Below are 22,874 nucleotides of genomic sequence, written 5' to 3'. Positions count from 1 at the left end.
GTGGCACTGGCACCCCGCGCGGTCGTCGTGCACCGGCGCTCGGAGCTCGAGGAGCTCGTCGACCGGCACGGCACCCGCGGTCAGGTCGAGTTCTTCCTGCGCACCCGGGGCCGGGACCTGGCCGACGTGCAGGCGCGGCACGACGCCCTCGACGACGCGCTGCGCGAGGTCCGTGCTGCCGTGCCGACGGACTGGCGGCGCGGCGACGTCGAGCGTGGCGACCTGCACCGCTTCGCGTTCGACCCCGGTGACGTGTGCCTCGTCGTCGGCCCCGACGGGCTGGTCGCGAACACCGCCAAGTACCTGCGCGACCAGCTCGTCGTCGGGGTCGACCCCGAGCCCGGGCGCAACGCCGGCGTGCTCGTGCGGCACCGGTCCGCCCAGGTGGCCGGCGCGCTGGCGGACGTCGTGCGGGGCGCGGCGGTCGTCGAGGGGCGCGCGCTGGTGCGGGCGGTCGTCGACGACGGCACGTCGCTCGACGCGCTCAACGACGTGTACGTCGGGCACGTAGGCCACCAGTCGGCCCGGTACGTGCTGACGTCGCCCGACGGCAGCGAACGGCAGTCGTCGTCGGGCGTCGTCGTGACGACGGGGACCGGGTCGACCGGCTGGGCGACGTCGCTCGCACGCGGTCGCACGGGCGCACCGCCGCTGCCCGGACCCGCCGACGACGCGCTGGCCTGGTTCGTCCGCGAGGCGTGGCCCTCCCCGACCACCGGCGCGGCGCGCACAGCGGGGCTGCTGACGCACGACCAGCGGCTCACGCTCGTCGTCGAGTCCGACGCGCTCGTGCTGTTCGGCGACGGGCTGGAGGCCGACCGGCTCACCGCCACGTGGGGGCAGACGGTCACGCTGGACGTGGCCGATCGGCGGCTGCGCCTGGTCGCACCGTGAGGACGCGTCAGGCGTCGTCGCCCCTGGCCACGAGGTACACGCGGCCGGAGGCGTCGCGCACGCGCTCGAAGCCGTCGTGCAGCGCACCCTCGCGCTCCTGCTCGGCCTCGGTGGTGTCACGCCCGGTGCGGCGCGGGTCGCTGACCTGCGCCGGACCCAGCAGGTAGCGCGCGAGCCAGGCGGTCGCGTCCAGCCGTTCGCGGGGCTGCTTCGTCACGTCCGCTCCTTCGATGCTCCGACCCCTGCCACGTTACCTCGCCCTCCTGGTCCCGCGGCGGCACGCCCGCCGACCGGTCAGGGGGTGTCCCCGCGAGGCGCCGCGGGTGTTTCATGGTCGCGTGACGCCGAGCGACGCACCGAGCGCCGACCCGCCGGCCCTGACCCCGGGCTTCCGCGGCCGGCCCCGCACGTCGGGCGTCGCGCTGCCACCCGGGCAGTACGAGGTCCACGACTTCCCCGTCCTGTCGGCCGGCCCCACCCCGAACGTCGACAGCGCGACCTGGCAGCTCGAGGTCAGCACCGAGGACCGCACGACCTTCCGGTGGACGTGGGCCGACCTCATGGCCCTGCCCCAGGAGGACGCGGTCGTCGACCTGCACTGCGTGACCCGCTGGTCGAAGTTCGGGACCCGCTGGCGCGGCGTCAGCCTCGACGTGCTGCTGGCCGACGTCCCGTCCGCCGCGCAGTACGCGCTCGTCGGGTGCTACGGCGGGTACACCACCAACCTGCCCGTCGCCGACCTGCTGGGCGGCAAGGCGTGGGTCGCCCACACCTACGACGGCCGCCCGCTCGACCCGCTGCACGGCGGCCCCGCGCGGCTCCTCGTGCCGCACCTGTACCTGTGGAAGTCCGCCAAGTGGGTCCGGTCCATCACGCTGCTCGACGCCGAGCAGCAGGGCTTCTGGGAGCGCAACGGCTACCACGACTACGGCGACCCGTGGCGCGAGCAGCGCTACCAGGGCGACCCGTGACGGCTGCCGCGACCGCCGACGAGGCCCCCGACGCCGCACCGCGCGCCGCGCGCCTGGGCGAGCGCTTCGCCACCACCGCAGGCTGGCGCGTCGCGCGCGTCGTCGACGCGTGGCAGGAGACCCCGAGCGCCCGCACGCTCGTCCTCGACGTCCCCGGCTGGCCCGGCCACCGCGCCGGGCAGCACGTCGACCTGCGGCTGACCGCCGACGACGGCTACACCGCGTCGCGCGCCTACTCGGTCAGCGCCCCCACCGACCCCGCGCACCCCGGCCACGTGCATGTGACCGTCCAGCGCGTCATGGGCGGCGAGGTGTCGACCTACCTCGTCGACGACCTGCCGGTGGGCGCCGGGATCGAGGTCCGCGGCCCCGTGGGCGGCTGGTTCGTCTGGGAGCCCGGCACCGCGCACGGTGCGCCCGTGCTGCTGCTCGCCGGGGGGTCGGGGGTCACGCCGCTGGCCGCCATGGTGCGCGCGCGTCGTGCCGCGGGCGACCGCACCCCGTTCCGCGTCCTGTACTCGGTGCGCATGCCGACCGACGCGCTCTTCCTCGACGAGCTCACGCGCGGGCGTCTCGACGGCGTCGACGCCGACGTGTGGTTCACGCGCGCCGCTCCCCCGGACGCCCCGCGCCCGCCCGCCCGCATCGGGCTGCGGGACCTCGCGCACCACGGCTGGCCGGCCGCGCTCGAGCCGGTCTGCTACGTCTGCGGGCCGACCGGGTTCGTCGAGGCGATGACGCGGATGCTGCTGGTCCTCGGCCACGAGGCGCGCGCGATCCGCGCCGAGAGGTTCGGGCCCTCGACGGACTGAGCGCGCCGGGCCCGCCCGTCAGTGCGCCGCGGCACCGGCGTCGCCGTCGCCGTCGGCGTCGGCGTGCGGGTGCCGGCGCTTGTGCACCTGGTGCATGACGAGCACGACTACCGCGCCGACGACCACGCCGATGAGTGCCGAGGCCAGCGTGTTGACGAGCCACGCGAGGAACCCGCCGACACCGGCGACCCCGTGCACGGCCTCCTCGAGGTGGTGCACGACGTCGTACAGGCCGTGCCACCCGAGCTCGTCGACGCCGACGAGCAGGATGTGACCGCCGACCCACAGCATCGCCGCGATGCCCACCGTCGACAGGACCGCCAGCACCTTCGGCATGGCGTTGACCAGACCACGCCCGAAGCCGGCGACGAACCCGTGGCGGGTCGCCGCGAGCCGCACGCCGACGTCGTCCATCTTCACGATGAGCGCGACGATCCCGTACACGACGGCCGTGATCGCCAGCGCGACCACCACGAGGATGATGGCGCGGGCCACCAGCTGCTCGTCGGCGACCTCGTTGAGCGCGATCACCATGATCTCGGCCGACAGGATGAAGTCCGTGCGGATCGCGCTGGAGACCATGCGCGTCTCGGCCTCGGGGCCCTGCTCGGGCGCGGGGACCGCGGGCTTGTCGTGCTGCTTGCCGCTGATGGCCTCCCACAGCTTCTCGGCCCCCTCGAACGCGAGGTACGTGCCGCCGACCATGAGGATCGGCGTGAGCAGCCACGGCAGGAACTGGCTCAGCAGCAGGATCGCCGGGAGGATGAACAGCAGCTTGTTGCGCAGCGACCCGCGGGCGATCTTCCAGATCATCGGCAGCTCACGGTTCGCCGCGGCGCCCGCCACGTAGCGCGGCGTCACCGCGGTGTCGTCGATGACGACGCCCGCGGCCTTCGCGCTCGCGCGGCCGGCAGCCGCGCTGACGTCGTCGACCGACGCCGCCGCGAGCTTCGCGAGCGTCGCGATGTCGTCCAGGAGCGCCGCCAGACCGCCTGCCATGTGCCACCTTCGTCCGTGCCGGAGCGCCGGGCCGGTCCGGACCGCGCAGGGACAGGGTAGGGCCCGCGCGGCGCGACAGCGCGCGCGACGCCGCTCAGGCGGTGAGGTCCCGGCGCCGCAGCGCGACACCGGCCGCGGCCACGAGGACGACGGCCACGACCGTCGGCACGACGACGGCGCGCGCCGTGAGGGCCTCGGCCGGCACGCGCGGGACCAGCGCGAACGGGGCGGCGTCCTGCACCGCGTCCGGCAGACCCAGCAGCGGCCCGTACAGCCCCACCAGGATCGAGGCCACCAGCAGGGTCCAGACCCACCACGCGCCGGTGCGCAGCCCGTGCGCGAGCGCGGCCGCGGCGCCGAAGCAGAGCACGAGGGGCAGGTAGGCCAGGCTCGCGAGCGTCAAGGAGGGCGTCAGGCCCGCGTCCCCGACCGACGCGGCCGCACCGAGGCCCAGACCCAGGCCCGCGGCCAGGAGCAGCACGGCGCACCCGACGACGGTCACGGTGAACGACGCCCCCAGCCATGCCGGCCGGCTCACCGCCGCCGCCAGCACGACGCCGGTGCGGCCGGCGTCCTCCTCACGGGTCAGCCGCTGGGTGGCGACCACCGCGAAGACGGCGACCGCCATCGCGAAGAACGCGAGGAAGGCCGCGAGGGTCGAGGACAGCACGTCGCCCGCCGCGCCGCCGCCGAGCACGTCGGCGAGCGCAGGCTGGGCCTCGAGGCTCTCGACCACGCCCTGCGCCAGGGAGCCCGTGAGCACCGCGAACACCCCCAGCCCCACGGCCCACCAGGCGACCGTCGCGCGCTCGGTGCGCCACGTCAGCCCCGTGGGGCTCAGGAGCGCGCGGCGGGCGTCGACGCGGCCGCGACGCGTCGGGACCAGCCCCGCCCCCACGTCCCGGCGCGCCGCGAGCGCGAACGCCGCGGCGACGAGCAGCGCGCACAGGCCCACACCCGGCAGCAGCGGCCACCAGCGCAGGTCGACGAACGCGCGGGTCTGCTGCGCCCACCCGATCGGCGACGTCCACGACAGCACGCTGCCGCCGCGCTCGGCGGCGTCACCCAGGCCCCGCAGCACGTAGGCGAGCCCGAGCAGCGCACCGGCCGCGCCCGAGGCCGTCCGGGCGTGCGCGCTCAGCTGCGCGGTCACGGCGGCGAGCGCACCGAAGACGAGGCCGACCGTCGCGGCACCCGCGACCAGGGCCAGCGAGTCGGCCGGGACGAGCCCGACGACGAGCAGCGCACCGAGCAGGACCAGCCCGACGGCCGCGTTCGCGACGACCAGCACCGCGAGCGCCGCCGCGAGGGGCGCGGAGCGCCCGACGGCACCCGCACGGACGAGGTCGGCGCGGCCCGCCTCCTCCTCCGCGCGGGTGTGACGGACCACGGCGAGGATCGACATCACGGCCACGGCGACCGCGACCATGCCCAGCATCTCGTTCGCGACCATGACGCCGAGGGTGTAGTCGTCCAGCCCGTACCCCGGGCCCGTCATGAACGCCCCCGACGGGTCCGTCATGATCGCGGCGCGGGTCTGCAGCGCGGCCTGGTCCGGGTACGCGGCGGGGATGGCGGCGCCGACGTAGGCGATCAGCCCGCCGACGGCGAGGGCCCAGACCGTGATCCGGACGCGGTCGCGCCGCAGCCCGTGGCGCACCAGGCCCGCCGTCCCCGCCCACGCGGCGGGTCCGGCGGTGCGCACCGCCCGCTCGCGTGCCGGCGCGAGCGTGGTCATCGCGCACCACCGGCGGCGTCCGCGGCGTCCGGACGGGCGGCCGCCGCGGTGCCGTAGCTGTGGACGAACAGCTCCTCGAGGGTGGGGGGCGTGACCACGAGGTTGCCGATGCCTGCCGCCGCCAGCACGGTCATGACCTGCGACAGCGCGGCGTCGTCGACCGTGAACGTCAGCTGCCCGGCGTGGGACGCGACGTCGTGGACGCCCTCGATCCCCCTGATCGCACCCGGCGGCTGCGTGGTCGTGACGCGCACGTTGCTGCGGGTCAGGTGACGCAGCTCGTGCAGCGTGCCGCTCTGCACGGTCCGGCCGGCGCGGATGATCGTGACGCGGTCGCAGAGCTTCTCGACCTCGGCCAGGACGTGGCTGGACAGCAGCACGGTCGTGCCGCGCGCGACGGCCTCGCGGACGCACTGCTGGAAGACCAGCTCCATGAGCGGGTCGAGGCCCGACGTCGGCTCGTCGAGCACGAGCAGCTCGACGTCGCCGGCGAGCGCCGCGACGAGCGCGACCTTCTGCCGGTTGCCCTTGGAGTACGTCCGCGTCCGCTTGCCGGGGTCGAGGTCGAAGCGCTCGAGCAGCTCGGCCCGGCGTGCGCGGTCGACCCGGCCGCGCAGGCTCGTCAGGAGGTCGATCACCTCGCCGCCCGTCAGCTGCGGCCACAGGTTCACGTCGCCCGGCACGTACGCGAGACGCCGGTGCAGCGTCACCGCGTCGGACCACGGGTCGCCGCCCAGCAGCCGGACGCGCCCGGCGTCGGCGCGCAGCAGCCCCAGCAGCACGCGGATCGTCGTCGACTTGCCCGACCCGTTGGGGCCGAGGAACCCGTGGACCTCCCCCGGCGCGACGGTGAGGTCGAGGCCGTCCAGCGCGCGCACCGCGCCGAACGACTTGGTCAGGGCCCGCACCTCGACGGCGGGGGTCCCGCTCGTGCTCGTGCTCGACGGGGCGTGCTCGCTCGACATGCGCTCAGTCCTCCGGCTGGTCGGCCAGGTGCTGCAGGTAGGCGTCGAGGACGCGGTCGTCCGTCATCAGCCCGTGGGTGAACAGCTCGACGGCCGGCAGCATCATCCGGTCGCGGTAGGCGTGCAGGATGCCGACCACGTCGGTGGGATCGGCCGGCGGGTGCAGCGTCATGTCGAGCAGCAGGGCACCGAGCCCCTGCACGGTGAGGTACCGCGCACGCGCCCGCTCGTCGCGGCTCGGCCGCATGGAGCCGGCCGCGACCGCCTCGGCGATGTACACCTCGGCGTCGGCCACGAAGTGCTCGACGAAGTCGCGAGCGGGCTCGCCGCCCGCCTGCATGCTGCGCAGCGCGTACCCGACCAGGGGTGCGTAGCTGTCCATCGACGCGAGCTGCAGCAGCAGGTCGGGGGTACCGCCCGTCACCAGGGCCTGCTCCTTGGCCTCGCGGACGACGCGCAGGACGTGGGCGTCGCACGCGGCGCGCAGGGCGTCCTTGGAGCCGAAGTGGTGGAGGATCAGCGCCGCGCTGACGCCCGCGTCCTGCGCGATCGCCCGCAGACCGACGCCGAAGCCCTCGCGGGCGTACCGCGCGACGGCGGCGTCCCGGATGCGCGCCCGCGCGGTCAGGTCCGGATCCGGTACCGGGTCCGGTGCCTGCCCCGCCGACGGGCCTGAACGCATGTTCCGTACACTAAACGGCTGTTCACCCAGCCGACAAGAGCCGCCGCCGGGACGGGCGGCGGCCCGGGGTACTCTCCCGTTGCGGTAGGTTTGCCTCCGTGGAGACGACCGGTGGCGAGCGCGTGGGCCTTGCCCACAAGCAGATCGGTGAGGTCGCCGAACGCACGCGCCTGTCGCTGCGGACCATCCGGTACTACGAGGAGGTCGGGCTCGTGGTCCCCTCCGCGCGCTCGCAGGGCGGGTTCCGGCTGTACGCCGAGACCGACATCGCCCGCCTGCAGCTCGTCCGCCGCATGAAGCCGTTGGACTTCTCGCTCGAGGAGATGCGCGAGCTGCTGGAGACCATCGACGCCCTCGCCGACACCGCGACACCCGCCGCCGAGCGCACCGCTCTGGTCGACCGCCTGGACATGTTCCGGCTCGCGGTCGAGGAGCGCTGCTCGAGCCTGCGGCAGCAGCTGGCCAACGCCGAGGCGTTCGCAGGAGAGCTGCGCACCGAGCACGCACGCCACCATGACGGGACGGAACCGCGCAGTTGACGACCGACCACGAGGACGACGTGCCGGCTCCCCGCCGCAGCATCGCCGTCATCTCGCACCCCGACGCGGGCAAGTCGACCCTCACCGAGGCGCTCGCGCTGCACGCGCACGCCATCACCCGGGCCGGCGCCGTGCACGGCAAGGCCGGACGCGGCGGCGTCGTGTCCGACTGGCAGGAGATCGAGCAGAAGCGTGGGATCTCGATCTCGTCGGCCGCCCTGCAGCTGCGGTTCGAGGACACCGTCATCAACCTGCTCGACACCCCGGGGCACGCCGACTTCTCCGAGGACACGTTCCGGGTGCTGACGGCCGTGGACTGCGCGGTGATGCTCCTGGACGCGGCCAAGGGGCTGGAGCCGCAGACCCTCAAGCTGTTCGAGGTGTGCCGGACCCGCGGCGTCCCCGTGCTGACGTTCGTCAACAAGTGGGACCGCCCCGGCAAGGACGCGCTCGAGCTCTGCGACGAGCTGGAGCAGCGCATCGGGCTGGTCGCCGCCCCCGTGACGTGGCCCGTCGGCGAGGCGGGCAACCTGCAGGGGCTGCTCGACGTCCGCACGGGCGCGGTCACGACCTACCACCGCGCCCCCGGCGGCGCCACGCTCGCGCAGGAGCAGCACCTCGCGCCCGACGAGGCGGTCGAGGTGCTCGGCGACGCGGTCGTCGACGCCGTCGACCAGGCCGGTCTGCTGCCCGCACCGGACGTCGAGTCGTTCCTCGCCGGACGCACGACGCCCCTGATGTTCGGCGTGGCGCTGACGAACATCGGCGTGCGGGACCTGCTCGAGTCGGTCCTGCGGTTCGCGCCCGCGCCGGGTCCGCGGGTCACCGCGGACGGCGACGAGCGGCCCGTGGACGACCCGTTCAGCGCCGTCGTCTTCAAGGTGCAGGCCGGCATGGACCGCCAGCACCGCGACCAGGTCGCCTTCGTCCGCGTCGTGTCCGGGATGTTCGAGCGCGGCATGGCGGTCGTGCACGCCCAGACCGGACGGTCCTTCGCCACCAAGCACGCCGCCACGGTGTTCGGCCGCGACCGCGAGATCGTCGAGACCGCCTTCCCCGGCGACGTCGTGGGCCTCGTGAACGCGACGGCCCTCGCCGTCGGCGACACCCTCTACGACCCGCAGGGGCCGCCGGTGCGGTTCCCCCCGATGCCCGCGTTCCCACCCGAGCACTTCGTCGCCGCACGGCCCGCCGACCCGGGACGCGCCAAGCAGTTCCGCAAGGGGATCAGCCAGCTCGCGCACGAGGGGGTCGTCCAGCTCCTGGTCTCCCCCGACCGCGGTGACGGCGAGCCCATCCTCGGCGCCGTCGGACCTCTCCAGTTCGAGGTCGTCGCCTTCCGCATGGAGCACGAGTTCAACGCGCCCCTGCGGACCCAGACCCTGCCGTACGGGCTCGCCCGGCTGGCGACCGACGAGGACGTCACCGCCCTCGCCGGCGCGCGGGGCGTCGAGCTCGTCACCCGCGCCGACGGCGCCCGGCTCGCGCTCATGCGCGACCGCTGGGTGCTTCAGGCACTGCGGCGCGACCGCCCCACGCTCACCCTGCCCGAGCTGCTCGTCGGCGCCGCCTGACCGTCACCACCCGTTCCGCGCACCGCTGCGCACCCGACCTTCCCGTGGCCGTGTCGGCCACCGCTGTGTAGAGGAGAACCATGAACCGAACACCTCAGAACCGGCTGCCCGCCCTGCCGTCGCGCGGGCTGCGCGTCACGCCGCTGGGCGGCCTGGGCGAGATCGGACGGAACATGACCGTCCTCGAGCACGCCGGACGCCTGCTCGTCATCGACTGCGGCGTGCTCTTCCCCGAGGAGGACCACCCCGGGGTCGACGTGATCCTCCCCGACTTCACCTCGCTGGCCGACCGGTGGCAGGACATCGACGCGGTCGTGCTCACGCACGGGCACGAGGACCACATCGGCGGGGTGCCCTACCTGCTCCGTGAGCGCCGGGACATCCCCGTCATCGGGTCGAAGCTCACGCTCGCGTTCCTCACCGCCAAGCTCACCGAGCACCGGATCACGCCGGCGACCGTCGAGGTCGCGGCCGGCGACCGCCTCACGATCGGCGCCTTCGACCTCGAGTTCGTCGCGGTCAACCACTCGATCCCCGACGGCCTGGCGGTCGCGGTCCGCACGCAGGCCGGCATGCTCGTCAACACCGGCGACTTCAAGATGGACCAGTTCCCGCTCGACGGGCGCCTGACCGACGTCCGCCACCTGGCCCGGCTCTCCGACGAGGGCATCGACATGTTCCTCGTCGACTCCACCAACGCCGAGGTGCCCGGGTTCACGATCTCCGAGCGCGACCTGACGCCGGCGATCGGCGAGGTGTTCGCGTCGACGAAGCGCCGCGTGGTCGTCTCCAGCTTCGCGAGCCACGTGCACCGCATCCAGCAGGTGGTGGACGCCGCCGTCGCGCACGGCCGCAAGGTCGGGTTCGTCGGGCGCTCCATGGTGCGCAACATGAAGATCGCGCAGGACCTGGGCTACCTGACCATCCCCGACGGCGTCGTCGTGGACCCCAAGGAGCTCGAGCGCATGCCCGACCACAAGGTCGCCTACGTGTGCACGGGCTCCCAGGGCGAGCCGCTCGCGGCGCTGTCCCGCATGGCGCGCGGCGAGCACCAGATCGAGGTCGGCGAGGGTGACACCGTGCTCCTCGCGTCGTCGCTGATCCCCGGCAACGAGACCGCGATCTACCACGTCATCAACCGGCTGACGGACCGCGGCGCGCGCGTCGTGCACAAGGGCAACGCCCGGGTGCACGTCTCCGGGCACGCGAGCGCCGGCGAGCTGGTCTACCTGTACAACGTGCTGCGCCCGCGCAACGTCATGCCGATCCACGGCGAGTCCAAGCACCTGCGCGCCAACGCGGACCTCGCGCTGCGCACGGGCATGGCGCCCGAGAACGTCCTGGTGGTGCGCGACGGCGACGTCATCGACCTCGTCGACGGGCGCGCGAAGGTCGTCGGGCGGGTCCCGGCGGCCGAGGTCTTCGTCGAGGACGGCGTGGTCGGGCGCACCGACGAGAAGCTGCTCGCGCAGCGCCGCGAGCTGCGCGACGGCGGCGTCGTGACGGTCGTGGCGGTCGTCGACTCCGACGCCGCCACCCTCGCCGAGCCGGTCGAGCTGCTCTCGACCGGTGTCGCGCACGCCGCGGACGCGCAGGCGTCCGTGGACAAGGCGATCCGCACGGCGCTCGCCCAGGCGCCCGCGAGCACGTACGCCGACGCCGACGCCCTCGACGCCCTCGTGCGCCGTGCGGCGGAGCGCGTCCTGCGGCGGCGCGGCGGCCCGCAGCCCGTGGTCGTCGCGGTGACCGTCGAGTCCTGACGCCCGACCGCGAAGGGCCCCGCGACCTCGTCGCGGGGCCCTTCGTCGTTCCCTGCCCGCGCGTGCGAGTCCTCAGCCCACCAGCCCGAGGAGCCCCGCGACGGCCCCGAGGCCCGCACAGACCCCGAGCGTGCGCAGCACCGACCACCGCAGCCGGAACACGAGCACGGCGGCCACGAGCGCGATCACCACCGCCACCGGCTGGACCGACGCGAGCTCCGGCACCTCCAGCCGCAGCCCGCCGACCACCACCTGCGAGCTGGTCGCGAACAGCGTGTGCAGCGCGAAGTAGACAGCCAGGTTGGCGATGACGCCGACCACGGCGGCGGTGATGCCGGTCAGCGCCGCGCTGAGCGGCGCGTTGCCGCGCAGCCGCTCGACGTACGGTGCGCCCAGGAAGATGAACAGGAAGCTGGGCACGAACGTCACCCACGTCGTCAGCAGCGCCGCGACCACCGCCGCGACCCACGGGTCCAGCCCGCCCGGGTCCCGGTAGGCGCCGAGGAACGCGACGAACTGCACGACCATGATCAGCGGCCCGGGGGTCGTCTCCGCGAGCGCCAGCCCGCGCACCATCTCCCCCGGCGCGAGCCAGCCGTACGTCTCCACGGCACGCTGCGCGACGTACGCCAGGACGGCGTAGGCCCCGCCGAACGTGACGAGCGCGGTCCCGGAGAAGAACACGCCCTGCTGGGCGAGCACGCTGTCGGTGCCCGTGAACACCACGACGGCGACGACCGGGAGCAGCCACACGACGACCCCCACGACCAGCGTCAGCAGGGTCCGCCGGCCCGACGGCGTCGCGACGTGCAGCGCGTCGTCGGCGATGAGCGGCGGGGGGCCGTCGGGCTCGGCCCCGTGGCCGGCGCGCGCGGCGAGCAGGTGCGGCGCCCAGCGGTGCAGCGCCCACCCGACGACGCCCGCCGCGACGATCACGACGGGGAACGGCACGCCCAGCACCGCCAGCGCGAGGAACGCGACGACCGCGAGCACGACGAGCGCGGGGCCCGCGAGCGCCCGACGCCCCACCCGCACGACCGCCTGCACCACGATGGCGAGCACCGCCGGCGCCAGGCCCGCGAACAGCGCGGTGACGGCCGTGGTGTCGCCGAACGCCACGTAGACCGCCGACAGGACGAGCAGCGCCACGACACCCGGCAGGACGAAGAGCGTCCCGGCGACGAGGCCGCCGCGGAAGCCGTTGAGCAGCCACCCGGTGTACACGGCGAGCTGCTGCGCCTCCGGACCGGGCAGCAGCATGCAGTAGTTCAGCGCGTGCAGGAACCGGCGCTGCCCGATCCACCGCTTCTCGTCGACGAGCGTGCGCTGCATGACGGCGATCTGGCCCGCCGGGCCGCCGAACGTCTGCAGAGAGATGGCGAACCACGCGCGCACGGCCGTGCGGAACGGGATGAGGTCGCCGCCCGACGCCGTCGTGGCGGGTGCGGCCGGGTGCGGGTCGGTCGTCATGGGCGGTCGGTGCCTCCGAGGTGGGTCGAGGTCGGGCCGGCGGCGCTCACCGTAGCGACCGCCCGGCGCTCGTGTCGCCACCCGCGGAGCGCGACCACGGGGCGGCGGCCCTACCGTCGATCGCACCAGCGGGCGCCGCCGGGGCGTCCGACGACGGCCCACGGGAGGACCACCATGACCACGGCCCAGACGCTCGACGCCCACCCCGCACCCGCCGGCGGCGACGCGGAGCAGCTCGCGCGCGCCGTCGACGCGCTGCTCGCGTGCGCCCAGGCGTGCACCGCGTGCGCCGACGCGTGCCTCGCGGAGGAGATGGTGGCCGACCTGCGCGCCTGCATCCGCTCGGACCTGGACTGCGCCGACGTCTGCACCGCGACCGCGCGCGTGCTCTCGCGGCGCACGGCCGGCGACCCCGAGGTGGTCCGGGCGCTGCTCGAGGCGTGCGTGAGCGCCTGCGCCGCATGCGGCGAGGAGTGCGAGCGCCACGCGCAGATGCACGAGCACTGCCGCGTGTGCGCCGAAGCGTGCCGCGCGTGCGAGACGGTGTGCCGGGAGCTGCTGGCCCGCTAGAACCCCGTCGTTACGCTCGGGCCATGAGCCGCATCTTCACCACCGCCTTCGGCGCGGTCTACCCGCTGTACGTCGCCAAGGCGGAGCGCAAGGGCCGCACCCGGGCCGAGGTCGACGAGGTCATCACCTGGCTCACCGGCTACGACGACCAGGCGCTGCGCGCGCACGTCGAGGCGGGCACGACGTTCGCCGACTTCTTCGCCGACGCCCACCTGCACCCCGGCGCGGCCCTCATCACCGGCACGGTGTGCGGCGTGCGCGTGCAGGAGGTCGAGGACCCGCTCATGCGGCAGATCCGCTACCTGGACAAGCTCGTCGACGAGCTGGCCAAGGGCCGGCCCATGGCGAAGATCCTGCGCTCCTGAGCGCACCCGTCGACCCGCCGGAGGCTGTCATGACGACCACCGTGACCGACCCGACCGTCGCCGCGTTCCTCGCGGCCACCAACGCCTCGGACGCGCGGGGGCTCGAGGCACTCTTCGCACCCGGTGCGGTCGTGACCGACAACGGCATCGAGCTCACCGAGCCCGGCGCGATCGCGACGTGGATCGCCGACGACGTCGTGGGCTCGCAGATCACGCTCGAGCCGCTGGAGTACACGGGCGGCGCGGTCCCCGTGCTGGTCGCGCTCGGCGACGGGAACTTCCACGGCGGCGTCCGCGGCCCGTTCCGCTTCGAGCTGCGGTTCGTGCCGCAGGAGGGGCGGATCGCACGCCTCGACATCCGCCCGCTGCACTGACGCCCGGCACTCTGCCGGCATCGCGGCGGCCGCGTGAGCGGCACGCGTCGCGCAGGGTGATGAAAGTCACGCCGACCCATTGACGTACCGTCCGCGCGCATGCTTTGGTCGGACCACTCGATCAGTGGTCGGACCAATCGGAGGACGCATGAGCATCGCGGATCAGGTGCGGGCACAGCTCGCGGCCCGGCTCGCCGACGCTCGCGCCCACGACGGCGGCAGGCTGCCGTCCGAGCGGGCACTCGCGCAGGAGTACGGGGTGAGCCGCTCGACGATCCGCGAGGCGCTGCGCGGGCTCGCGGGCGAGGGCGGAGTCACCGCCGTCCACGGGTCGGCGTGGAGCGTCAACACCAGCACCGACCAGCTCGCCCGCGCGTTCTCGCTGCAGCTCGAGCTCGGCCAGATGTCCGAGGCGTCCCTCGTCGAGAGCCGGCTGCTGCTCGAGCCGGCGATCGCGCACCTCGCGGCGGCCCGGCAGAACGCCCCCGAGATCGCGCGGCTCAGCCACCTGCACCTGCTGACCGCCCAGGCGCAGGACGACGCCCGCTTCCTCGAGCACGACATCGCGTTCCACGAGCAGCTCGCCCGCTGCACCGGCAACGGCTACCTCATCCTCGCGCTGACCCCGCTCATGGCGACCCTCGGCTCGGCACGCCCCGACCGGGTCGCCGACACCGACCTCAAGGCGTCCGTCGTCGCCGAGCACCAGGCGATCCTCGGCGCCGTGATCGACGCCGACGCCGGCGGGGCGCGCGCGCTCATGGAACGTCACGTCCTGTCGTTCGCCCACAACAACGCCCTGCCCCTGTCCGACGACCTCGCGGGCCTCATCGCCCCCTACCAGGAGGATCCCTCGTGCCCTTCCTGAACGACCCCGTCCTGACCCAGCCCGGCTCCGGCGACCTCGTGTTCGACGTCAAGCCGCAGCTCAACCTCATCGTCGGCAGCACCCTCATGGCCGCCAAGCTCGTGCTGCCGACCGGGTTCGTCCACGAGCGGCACCACCACCCCGAGCACGAGTCCGTCGGCATCGTGCTCAGCGGGCACATCCGCATGATCGTGGGCGACGCGGAGCCGGTCGACCTGCGGGCGGGCGACACCTGGCACCACCCCGTCGGCGTCCCGCACTCGCTCGTCGTCATCGAGGAGGCACAGGCCGTCGAGGTCCACACGCCGCTGCGGCCCGACCTGCTGAAGATCCTCGCCTCGGCCTGATCCCCCGATCCCCCCGAGCGCCCGTCCCCCACCTGCTGCACCGAGCCCGCGACCCGGCGGGTCGGTCCGGTGCACCCGAAAACCGAGGATCCCCATGCGCACCGTCATCGAGAACGGCGTCCTCTGGGACGCCGTCACCCCCGGCGTCCGCCCCGCGACCGTGGTCGTCGAGGGCGACCGCATCGCCGACGTCCTGGAGGGCCACCGCGCCGTCGCCGCCGACGCGCGGGTCGACGCCGCCGGCCGGACCGTCATGCCCGGCCTGGTCAACATGCACGCGCACCTGTCGTTCATGTACGCCGTGGGCCACCCCGGCGACTTCGTCCGACGGCCCGACCACCTGCTGTACGCCCACGCGTTCCGCATCTCCCGCGTCCTGCTCGCCCAGGGCATCACCCGGGTCCGCGACATGGGAGGGCCGCGCGGCATCCACCTCCACGTACGCGACCTCATCCGCGACGGCGTCGTCCTCGGCCCGCACGTGACGGCCTGCGGCGAGCCGCTGGTCGCCACCGGCCGGCACGCCTACGCGATCTGCGAGGAGGCCGACGGACCCGAGGGCGTCGTCACCGCGGTGCGGAACCAGTTCAAGCAGGGCGCGGACTTCATCAAGCTCATGGCGAGCGACGACCCGGTGCCCGCGGACGAGCACGGTGTCCACACACGCCCGGGCTACTCGCCCGACGAGGTCGCCGCCGCGTACGCCGAGGTCCGGCGGCACGGCGCGATGGCCGCGTGCCACGTCATGGGCGCCGACGCCATCCGCGCCGTGCTCGACGCCGGTGCGGACGTCATCGACCACGGCCACTACCTGACGCCCGAGCTCGCGCGCCGCATGGCCGCCGACGGCACCTACCTGACCCCCACGCTCAGCTCCTACGACGTGCAGACCGCCCACCCGCGGTTCAACCGCGGGGCGACCTGGGCCGCCGACCACGCCCCCCTCCTGGAGGGCCACCGGTCCGCGCTGCGCGCCGCCCTCGACGCGGGTGTGCGCCTGCTCATCGGCACCGACACCGTCGGCTGCTTCGCCGAGGAGGTCGCGCTGCTGCGGGACGCCGGCATGGACGCGGGCGACTCGCTGCTGGCCGCGACCCGCTGGGCCTGCGAGGCCCTCGGCGTGGCGGACGAGGTCGGCACCGTGGAGGTCGGCAAGCGCGCCGACCTCGCGATCGTCGGACCCGACGTCCTGGCCGACCCCTACGCGCTCGAGGACACCGCCGGTGTCGTCGTCGGCGGCGTCCACCACGCCACCGGTTCCCTCGTCACCACCGAGTCGCACGTCCAGCCCGATCTGTGGGCACTCGCCAGGTCCCCCCGTCCCTAGCCCGAGCGGTACCCGTCACTTCCCCTCCCCCAGGAAGGCGCTCACCATGAGGTCCCAGATCCGTCCCGGCCGCGTCATCGCCCTCACGGCGCTGATCGGTCTCGCCCTCGGCGCGTGCGCGTCGACGGCCCCCGACTCCACCCCCGCGACCACCGACGGCACCGCGCAGGCCGACGACGCCCCGGCCGCCGGCGAACCCGTCACGGTGCGGCTCGCGGCCCTGCGGGCCATGCCCTGCGCACCCACGACGCAGTGGCTCGACCACCTGCCGGCAGGCTCGAAGGTCGAGGTCACGTTCTTCACCGCCCCCGCCGACCAGGTCGCCGCCCTCATGTCCGGGAGCGTCGACGCGGCCTGCACCGGCATCACCATCGGCCTGGTCGCGAACGAGCAGGAGCAGGACATCCGGATCGTCGCGCAGACGGCGACCAAGGGCACGCAGCTGCTCGCGGCCACCGACTCCGGGATCACCTCCGTGGCGGACCTGCGCGGCAAGAAGGTCGCCAGCGTCCCGAACTCCATCCACGAGGTCATCCTCCGTGAGCTCCTCGAGGCCGAGGGCATGGACCCCGCCACCGACCTCGAGCTCATCAACATCGCGCTCGCGGACCAGCCGGGCGCGCTGTGCAGCGGCCAGGTCGACGCGATCGCCGGCAACGAGCCGAACTCGTCGTTCGCGATCCTGCAGGGGTGCGGCACGCAGTTCGCCGACCCCTACGACACGGCGATCGGTGCGATCAACATCGGCATCTTCACCTCGCAGGCCCTCATCGACTCGGACCCCGCCCTCGTGCAGGCGATCGTCGACGCGCAGGCGGCCTCCGTGGAGGCGCTCAACGACGACCCGTCGCTGGCCCTCGACGTCGCCACCGAGTGGGGCTTCGACAAGGCCGCCGTGGAGCAGTCGCTCGAGAACCTCGACTTCGAGTGGATGGTCGACGACGCGTTCATCGCCTCCTACGCGACCTTCGCCAACCGGATCAAGGCGATCGGCATGACGAAGACCGAGATCGACGTCGAGCCCATCGTCAACACGACCTTCGCGCGCGCGGTCACGACCGATGGCGACCGGTAGCGCCGCGATGTCCCTCCCGGCAGGTGGCTCGGCCACCCGCCGGGAGGGACGGTTCGGGGAGACCGGCGGGCGCGTGGCCCTCGGGCTCGTGCTGCCCCTCGTGGTCCTCACGGCCTGGCAGCTCCTCGGCCCCGTGCTCTTCACCGAGTACCAGCTGCCCCCGCCCGCCAAGGTCCTGCAGAGCGCGTGGGTCTACGTCGTCGGCGACGCCGCCGGAGGGCAGTACTCCGGCACGTTCGTCACGGACCTCACCGCGAGCCTGCAGCGGGTCCTCAGCGGCTTCGCCGTCGGCAGCCTGGTCGGCGTCCCGCTCGGGCTGGCCATCGGGTTCTCGCGCCGGGTCGCCCAGGTCGTCGAGCCGTCGATCTCGGTGCTGCGCAGCATCCCCGGGATCGCGTGGCTGCCGCTGGCGATCATCTGGTTCGGCTTCGGGCACACGTCGTCGGTCTTCCTCGTCGCCCTCGGGTCGTTCTTCCCGGTCTGCATCTCGACCATCCAGGGCGTGCGGTTCATCGACCCGAACCTGGTGCTCGCGTCGCTCACGCTGGGCGCGTCGCGTCGCCAGGCCGTCACGAGCGTCGCGCTGCCCGCGGCCATCCCCTCGGTGCTCAACGGGCTGCGGCTCGGCCTGGCGTACTCGTGGATCTACATGATCCTCGGGGAGTTCACGGGCGTGAACAAGGGCCTGGGTGCCGCGCTCATGCACGCCCGGGACACCATGCGCACCGACATCGTCATCACCCTCATGATCATCATCGGCCTGCTGGGGGTCATCACGGACTGGCCCGTGCAGCGGCTCTTCCAGCGGGTCTTCAGAACGGACGTCCGATGAGCGCTCTGCTGTCCTTCCAGAACATCACCAAGGAGTTCGTCGACAAGCGCTCGGGCCGGTCGGTGCGCGCGCTCGCCGGACTCGACCTGGACATCCACGAGCGGGAGTTCGTGTGCGTCCTGGGCCCGTCCGGGTGCGGGAAGTCGACGCTGCTCGCGGCGGCCGCCGGCAACGACACCGTGACGTCGGGGCACGTGCGCTTCGACGGCCAGGTCGTCGAGCGCCAGCACCACTCGCGCGGCATGGTCTTCCAGGTCGGTGCCGTGTTCCCGTGGCTGACCGCCTTCGAGAACGTCTGCTACGGCCCCAAGATCCGCGGCATCGACCGCAAGGTCTACGAGCCGAAGGCGCGCGAGGTGCTCGCCGCCGTCGGCCTGTCGGACTTCGCCGACCACTACCCCCGGCAGCTGTCGGGCGGCATGCGCCAGCGGGTCGCGATCGCCCGGTGCCTCGCCAACGAGCCGCGGCTGCTGCTGATGGACGAGCCGTTCGGCGCGCTGGACGCCCAGACGCGCCTGACGCTGCAGGACCTGCTGCTGCAGGTGCGCGAGTCGTACGACGGCACGGTCCTGTTCGTCACGCACGACGTCGACGAGGCGATCCTGCTGGGCGACCGCGTCGTCGTCATGAGCCCCCGCCCGGGGCGCGTCGTCCTCGACATCCCCATCGAGCTGCCGCGTCCACGGGACTCCTCGGTCGAGACGTCCGACGCCTTCGTCACGATCAAGCGGCGGCTGCGGGACGCGATCGCCCACGCCGACTGACCACCGCCACCACTCGCACGACGGAGACCTCACCATGCGCACCACCACGATCCGGACCGCCGACGGCCCCCGCCTCGCGGTCGCCACGGACGACGGCTGGCGGGCCGCCGGGCCCGCCGGCACGACGATGCTCGACCTCGTCGCCGACCCGCACCTGGCCGACGACCTCGGCCCCGTGCTCGACGGACCGCACGCGCCGCTGCTGCGGCCCGGCAAGATCATCGCGATCGGGCTGAACTACCGCGACCACGTCCGTGAGACGGGCATGGCCGCACCGACCGCTCCCCTGATGTTCGCCAAGTTCCCGTCGACGGTGTCCGCGCACGGCACGGTCGTCACGGTGCCGGGGGCGATCACCCGGCGGGTCGACTGGGAGGTCGAGCTCGCCGCAGTCATCGGACGCACCGCCAAGGACGTGCCCGTCGACGAGGCCCTGGACCACGTGTTCGGCTACACGGTCGGCAACGACCTGTCGGCGCGGGACCTGCAGCTCGCGGAGAGCCAGTGGATCCGCGGCAAGAACCTGGACGGCTTCTGCCCGCTCGGCCCGCACCTCGTGACCGCGGACGAGATCGGCGACCCGCAGGACCTCGCGCTGCGCACGACGGTGAACGGCGAGGTCGTCCAGGACTCCCGCACGGGCGAGATGATCTTCTCGACCGCCGAGCTCGTCGCCTACTGCTCGGCGCACGTCACCCTCGAGCCCGGGGACGTCATCCTCACGGGCACGCCGTGGGGCTGCGGCGAGTTCCTCCCCGAGCCCCGGCACCTCGGTGACGGCGACGTCGTGGAGTGCACGATCGAGGGCATCGGGACGCTCGCGACGGTCATCGCGGTCCACTGAGCGACGCCACGTGGCACGACGCCGCACCCGCGCGCTTCCACGGCGGCAGCACCCGCGGGGAGGTACGGGCGGTGGGACGACCCACCGCCCGTACCTCGCTCAGCACACGGACGGACCGCACCCCGCGGCGTCCGCCTCGGGCGTCACGCCCTCGTAGCCGCCGATCGCCGCGACCTTCGCCGCCGAGGGCGACGACCGGTCGAACCGGTGGTCCAGCCACTCGTCGACGAGCTTGCGCGCGAGCTCGAGGCCGATGACCCGCTGCCCCATCGTGAGGACCTGCGCGTCGTTCGACTTCACCGACCGCTCGACCGAGTACGAGTCGTGCGCGGTCACCGCCCGCACGCCGGGCACCTTGTTGGCGCTGATGGCGACACCCAGACCCGTGCCGCAGAACAGCAGCGCACGGTCCGCGTCGCCGGCGGCGACCAGCCGGGCCGCGTTCACCGCGACGTGCGGGTACGCCACCGGCTCCTCCTGCGGGTGCACACCCACGTCGATGACCTCGCGGACCCGCGGGTCCTGCTCGAGGAACCGCCGCATCTCGGCGGCGTACTCCATGCCCGCGTCGTCGCTGCCCACGACGATGCGCCACGCCTCGGGCGTCGCGCCCTCCTGCTGTGCCTGCGTCACTGCTCCTCCTTCGTCCCACCGACCTCGTCGAGCACGGCACCGAACGCCGTGACGTCGTGCGCGCGCCGGCCGAGGAACAGGCCGTCGGCCGCCCCGTCCAGCGCGGTCCAGGTGCCCGGCCCGGCCGTGCCGCCGTACAGCAGCCGGACCGCGCCGCGGGTCCCCTCGCGCAGCCGGCCCAGCACGGCGCGCACGTGCTGCGCCGGCGCGGGCTCGTCGGCGCCGATCGCCCACTCCGGCTCGTACGCGACCACCGCGCCGTCGGGCACGCGCAGCGACGCCAGGGTCGCCAGGCAGGTGGCCGCGGCGTCGGCGGGGTCGCACCGCGTGCTCTCCCCGACGCACACCAGCGGCACCAGGCCGGCGGCGACGGCTTCCGCGACCTCCGCGCGGAACTGCTCGTTTCCCTCGCCGAAGTGCCGGCGCCGCTCGGCGTGGGCGATCTCGGCGTACCGCCCGCCGCACTCCGCGACGACGGCCGCGGGCACCTCACCGGTGTACGCGCCCGCACCCGTGCGGGACACCCGCTGCGCCCCCGCGCTGCCGGCGTCGCCGAGGATCTCGACGACGGCCCGCAGCGCCGTGAGCACGGGCAGCACCGCGACCTCGACCTGCGGGCGCGCCCGCGCGAACGGGACGGCACGCCGGACCCAGTCGAGCGTCTGGTCGTGCGTGAGGTACGCCTTGAAGCTGACGGCGACGAGCGGCGCGCTCACGGGCACGTGGCACCCACCACGTGCGCGAACGACACCGCGCCCGGGTCCGGGTGACCGAGGCTCCGCTCGGCGTGCGGGCGTGCGCGCCCGCGGCGTGCCACCAGGTCACCGGTCCCCTGCGCCGCCGCTCGGGCCTGCTCGGCCGCGTCCGCCCACGCGGCCGGCAGCGCCGTCCCGAGGTCGGCCGCCGCGCGCAAGGTGTCCGCGAACGGCACCGCGGCGTCGACCATCGTCTTGTCGCCGGGGGCCGCGCCGCCGAGCTCCCGGACGCGGTCGACCCCCGCCGTCACCGCGCGCGCCACCGCCGCGACGTGCGTCGGGTCGTCCTGCGTGAGCAGGCTCGTGCCCGCGGCACCCAGCAGGGCTCCCCACAGCGCACCGGACGTGCCACCGGCGCGTGCCGCCCACGCGTCGCCGGCGGCCACGAGCGCACCACCGACGCCCGCGCCCGACGCGACCGCCTCGCCCATCGCGCGCAGCGCCGCACCGGCGCCGGTGACCATCCCGCGTCCGTGGTCCCCGTCGCCGGCCACCGCGTCGAGGTCCCCGAGCGCCACCTCCTGGGCGACCAGCTCGGCGTGGACCCGCCGCGCGTGCTCGAGCAGCGCGGGTGCGGCCTGCCGCGCGGCCGCCGACTCGGCGACCCGGGTGACGTTCGCGGCCGGGGCCCGGGTGGCCGGCCGCGCGACCGGCACCGACCCGGTCGGCCCGGCGGTGAGGTCGCCGCGCCGGAAGGCGGGCGTGTGCGCCGGGGCCGTCCACAGCTGCTCGAGGTCCTCGTCGAGCCACGTCACGGTGAGCGAGACGCCCGCCATGTCGAGGCTCGTGACGAGCTCACCGACCTCCGGCGCGACCGGGACGACGCCCGCCGCCCCGAGCTCGCGCACCACGTCGCCCCACAGCACGAACAGCTCCTCGTACTTGGTCGCGCCGAGACCGTTGAGCAGCACGGCAGCGCGGCCGCCCGCTCCGGCCGGCCGGGTGCCCCGCACCGCGGCGACGAGCCGTGCGGCCAGCTCGCGGCTCGGCACGAGCTCGTCCTCGCCGAGACCCTGCTCGCCGTGCACCCCCATGCCGACGCCCATGGTGCCGGGGCGGACCGTGAACAGGGGCTTGTGGGCGCCGGGCAGCGTGCAGCCCGAGAACGCGACGCCCAGGGTGTGGGTGCGGGCGTTGGCCCGCTGCGCGAGCTCGGCGACCTCCGCGAGCGCCAGCCCCTGCTCCGCGGCGGCGCCGGCCACCTTGAGGACCACCAGGTCGCCGGCGACCCCGCGCCGGGTGCGGGGGTCGTCACCGTCGGCACTCGCGACGTCGTCGCTCACGGCGACGGAGCGGACGTCGTACCCCTCCTGCCGCAGGCGCTGCGCGGCCGCCTCGAAGTTCAGGACGTCACCGGCGTAGTTCCCGTAGCCCAGCAGGACGCCGCGGCCGCTGTCGGCCGCGCGCGCCACGTCGCAGACCTGCTGCGTCGACGGCGACGCGAACACGTTGCCGACGGCGGCGCCGTCCGCGAGACCGGGACCGACCCAGCCGGCGAAGGCCGGGTAGTGCCCCGCGCCGCCCCCGACCACGACGGCGACCTTGGGCTCGGCGGGACCCGCCGCGCGCACGACACCGCCGGGAACGGACCGCACCAGGTGCCCGTAGGCCAGCACGAATCCGGCCGACGCCTCGTCTGCGAAGTCCTCGACCGCGTTCAGGACGTGGGTCATCGCGGCCCCCGTCAGAGCGGGGGACGCGGGGCCGCCCCCCCGC

Annotated in this window: 25 protein-coding genes; 16 read left to right on the top strand and 9 right to left on the bottom strand. The window is 74.4% G+C overall.

Features of this window, described 5'->3' with window-relative positions; genetic code table 11:
- Positions 1 to 894, top strand: a complete 894-nt coding sequence (locus H9657_RS15315) for an NAD(+)/NADH kinase (protein WP_191784288.1) — start codon at positions 1 to 3, stop codon at positions 892 to 894.
- A 7-nt stretch (positions 895 to 901) separates the two neighbouring features.
- Here H9657_RS15315 and H9657_RS15310 read toward each other — a convergent pair whose 3' ends face one another.
- Entirely contained in the window at positions 902 to 1,111 is a 210-nt protein-coding gene (locus H9657_RS15310; RefSeq protein WP_191784287.1) for a hypothetical protein, read from the bottom strand.
- Positions 1,112 to 1,232: 121 nt separating this feature from the next.
- Between H9657_RS15310 and H9657_RS15305 the strand changes: the two genes are divergently transcribed.
- Together H9657_RS15305 and H9657_RS15300 are read left to right on the top strand one after the other, a co-directional pair.
- Positions 1,233 to 1,865: a sulfite oxidase-like oxidoreductase gene (locus H9657_RS15305; protein WP_251140881.1), complete on the top strand. Its 633-nt coding sequence runs from the start codon at positions 1,233 to 1,235 to the stop codon at positions 1,863 to 1,865.
- The gene (locus tag H9657_RS15300) at positions 1,862 to 2,677 is read left to right on the top strand and encodes an FAD-binding oxidoreductase (RefSeq protein WP_191784285.1); all 816 of its coding nucleotides are present in this window, start codon (positions 1,862 to 1,864) and stop codon (positions 2,675 to 2,677) included. The genes H9657_RS15305 and H9657_RS15300 overlap by 4 nt, the downstream gene beginning before the upstream one ends.
- A gap of 18 nt (positions 2,678 to 2,695) precedes the next feature.
- Here H9657_RS15300 and H9657_RS15295 read toward each other — a convergent pair whose 3' ends face one another.
- From H9657_RS15295 to H9657_RS15280, 4 genes are all read right to left on the bottom strand, one after another.
- Positions 2,696 to 3,676, bottom strand: a complete 981-nt coding sequence (locus H9657_RS15295; RefSeq protein ID WP_191784284.1) for a DUF808 domain-containing protein — start codon at positions 3,674 to 3,676, stop codon at positions 2,696 to 2,698.
- A 94-nt stretch (positions 3,677 to 3,770) separates the two neighbouring features.
- Positions 3,771 to 5,414, bottom strand: a complete 1,644-nt coding sequence (locus tag H9657_RS15290) for an ABC transporter permease (protein WP_191784283.1) — start codon at positions 5,412 to 5,414, stop codon at positions 3,771 to 3,773.
- Positions 5,411 to 6,379: an ABC transporter ATP-binding protein gene (locus H9657_RS15285; protein ID WP_191784282.1), complete on the bottom strand. Its 969-nt coding sequence runs from the start codon at positions 6,377 to 6,379 to the stop codon at positions 5,411 to 5,413. Before H9657_RS15285 ends, H9657_RS15290 begins: the two co-directional genes overlap by 4 nt.
- Before the next feature lie 4 nt (positions 6,380 to 6,383).
- Positions 6,384 to 7,061 (bottom strand): TetR/AcrR family transcriptional regulator, encoded by a 678-nt coding sequence (locus tag H9657_RS15280; RefSeq protein WP_191784281.1) that lies wholly within the window; start codon positions 7,059 to 7,061, stop codon positions 6,384 to 6,386.
- A 98-nt stretch (positions 7,062 to 7,159) separates the two neighbouring features.
- Here H9657_RS15280 and H9657_RS15275 point away from each other — a divergent pair, with 98 nt between their 5' ends.
- The 3 genes from H9657_RS15275 to H9657_RS15265 all read left to right on the top strand — a co-directional run bounded on the left by H9657_RS15275 (position 7,160) and on the right by H9657_RS15265 (position 10,934).
- Complete coding sequence (locus H9657_RS15275; protein ID WP_318241534.1) at positions 7,160 to 7,600, top strand: MerR family transcriptional regulator; 441 nt, start codon at positions 7,160 to 7,162, stop codon at positions 7,598 to 7,600.
- Complete coding sequence (locus H9657_RS15270) at positions 7,597 to 9,174, top strand: peptide chain release factor 3 (protein WP_191784280.1); 1,578 nt, start codon at positions 7,597 to 7,599, stop codon at positions 9,172 to 9,174. The genes H9657_RS15275 and H9657_RS15270 overlap by 4 nt, the downstream gene beginning before the upstream one ends.
- Before the next feature lie 80 nt (positions 9,175 to 9,254).
- Positions 9,255 to 10,934, top strand: a complete 1,680-nt coding sequence (locus H9657_RS15265) for a ribonuclease J (protein ID WP_191784279.1) — start codon at positions 9,255 to 9,257, stop codon at positions 10,932 to 10,934.
- 72 nt (positions 10,935 to 11,006) lie between these two features.
- Here H9657_RS15265 and chrA read toward each other — a convergent pair whose 3' ends face one another.
- Complete coding sequence (gene chrA, locus H9657_RS15260; RefSeq protein WP_191784278.1) at positions 11,007 to 12,404, bottom strand: chromate efflux transporter; 1,398 nt, start codon at positions 12,402 to 12,404, stop codon at positions 11,007 to 11,009.
- Between the two features lie 174 nt (positions 12,405 to 12,578).
- Between chrA and H9657_RS15255 the strand changes: the two genes are divergently transcribed.
- From H9657_RS15255 to H9657_RS15210, 10 genes are all read left to right on the top strand, one after another.
- Positions 12,579 to 12,974: a four-helix bundle copper-binding protein gene (locus H9657_RS15255; protein WP_191784277.1), complete on the top strand. Its 396-nt coding sequence runs from the start codon at positions 12,579 to 12,581 to the stop codon at positions 12,972 to 12,974.
- 23 nt (positions 12,975 to 12,997) lie between these two features.
- Positions 12,998 to 13,339 carry a DUF2200 domain-containing protein gene (locus tag H9657_RS15250; protein ID WP_191784276.1) on the top strand — a complete coding sequence of 114 codons (342 nt, stop codon included), beginning with the start codon at positions 12,998 to 13,000 and terminating at the stop codon, positions 13,337 to 13,339.
- Between the two features lie 29 nt (positions 13,340 to 13,368).
- Positions 13,369 to 13,713 carry a nuclear transport factor 2 family protein gene (locus H9657_RS15245; protein ID WP_191784275.1) on the top strand — a complete coding sequence of 115 codons (345 nt, stop codon included), beginning with the start codon at positions 13,369 to 13,371 and terminating at the stop codon, positions 13,711 to 13,713.
- Positions 13,714 to 13,861: 148 nt separating this feature from the next.
- Positions 13,862 to 14,581: a FadR/GntR family transcriptional regulator gene (locus H9657_RS15240; RefSeq protein WP_191784274.1), complete on the top strand. Its 720-nt coding sequence runs from the start codon at positions 13,862 to 13,864 to the stop codon at positions 14,579 to 14,581.
- Complete coding sequence (locus H9657_RS15235; protein WP_191784273.1) at positions 14,569 to 14,928, top strand: cupin domain-containing protein; 360 nt, start codon at positions 14,569 to 14,571, stop codon at positions 14,926 to 14,928. The genes H9657_RS15240 and H9657_RS15235 overlap by 13 nt, the downstream gene beginning before the upstream one ends.
- Positions 14,929 to 15,022: 94 nt before the next feature.
- The gene (locus H9657_RS15230) at positions 15,023 to 16,255 is read left to right on the top strand and encodes an amidohydrolase family protein (protein ID WP_191784272.1); all 1,233 of its coding nucleotides are present in this window, start codon (positions 15,023 to 15,025) and stop codon (positions 16,253 to 16,255) included.
- Positions 16,256 to 16,301: 46 nt separating this feature from the next.
- Positions 16,302 to 17,330, top strand: coding sequence for an ABC transporter substrate-binding protein (locus H9657_RS15225; protein ID WP_191784271.1), 1,029 nt, complete (start codon positions 16,302 to 16,304; stop codon positions 17,328 to 17,330).
- Entirely contained in the window at positions 17,317 to 18,162 is an 846-nt protein-coding gene (locus H9657_RS15220) for an ABC transporter permease (protein WP_191784270.1), read from the top strand. The genes H9657_RS15225 and H9657_RS15220 overlap by 14 nt, the downstream gene beginning before the upstream one ends.
- Positions 18,159 to 18,926, top strand: a complete 768-nt coding sequence (locus tag H9657_RS15215; protein ID WP_191784269.1) for an ABC transporter ATP-binding protein — start codon at positions 18,159 to 18,161, stop codon at positions 18,924 to 18,926. The genes H9657_RS15220 and H9657_RS15215 overlap by 4 nt, the downstream gene beginning before the upstream one ends.
- 34 nt (positions 18,927 to 18,960) lie before the next feature.
- Positions 18,961 to 19,770 (top strand): fumarylacetoacetate hydrolase family protein, encoded by an 810-nt coding sequence (locus tag H9657_RS15210; RefSeq protein WP_191784268.1) that lies wholly within the window; start codon positions 18,961 to 18,963, stop codon positions 19,768 to 19,770.
- A gap of 99 nt (positions 19,771 to 19,869) precedes the next feature.
- Here the strand turns inward: H9657_RS15210 and H9657_RS15205 are convergent, their stop codons facing one another.
- Genes H9657_RS15205 through H9657_RS19250 form a run of 3 tightly spaced genes read right to left on the bottom strand, consistent with a single transcriptional unit; the run spans position 19,870 to position 22,831 of the window.
- Positions 19,870 to 20,403: a ribose-5-phosphate isomerase gene (locus tag H9657_RS15205; RefSeq protein ID WP_318241533.1), complete on the bottom strand. Its 534-nt coding sequence runs from the start codon at positions 20,401 to 20,403 to the stop codon at positions 19,870 to 19,872.
- Positions 20,400 to 21,119, bottom strand: coding sequence for a triose-phosphate isomerase (locus tag H9657_RS15200; protein ID WP_191784267.1), 720 nt, complete (start codon positions 21,117 to 21,119; stop codon positions 20,400 to 20,402). Before H9657_RS15200 ends, H9657_RS15205 begins: the two co-directional genes overlap by 4 nt.
- Complete coding sequence (locus H9657_RS19250; RefSeq protein ID WP_225215420.1) at positions 21,116 to 22,831, bottom strand: dihydroxyacetone kinase family protein; 1,716 nt, start codon at positions 22,829 to 22,831, stop codon at positions 21,116 to 21,118. Before H9657_RS19250 ends, H9657_RS15200 begins: the two co-directional genes overlap by 4 nt.
- Positions 22,832 to 22,874 lie beyond the last annotated feature (43 nt).

This window comes from Cellulomonas avistercoris, from assembly GCF_014836445.1.
GTDB classification, from domain to species: domain Bacteria; phylum Actinomycetota; class Actinomycetes; order Actinomycetales; family Cellulomonadaceae; genus Cellulomonas; species Cellulomonas avistercoris.
Note: the sequence above shows the minus strand (reverse complement) of the source record. Positions and strands in the feature narration are given on the sequence as shown.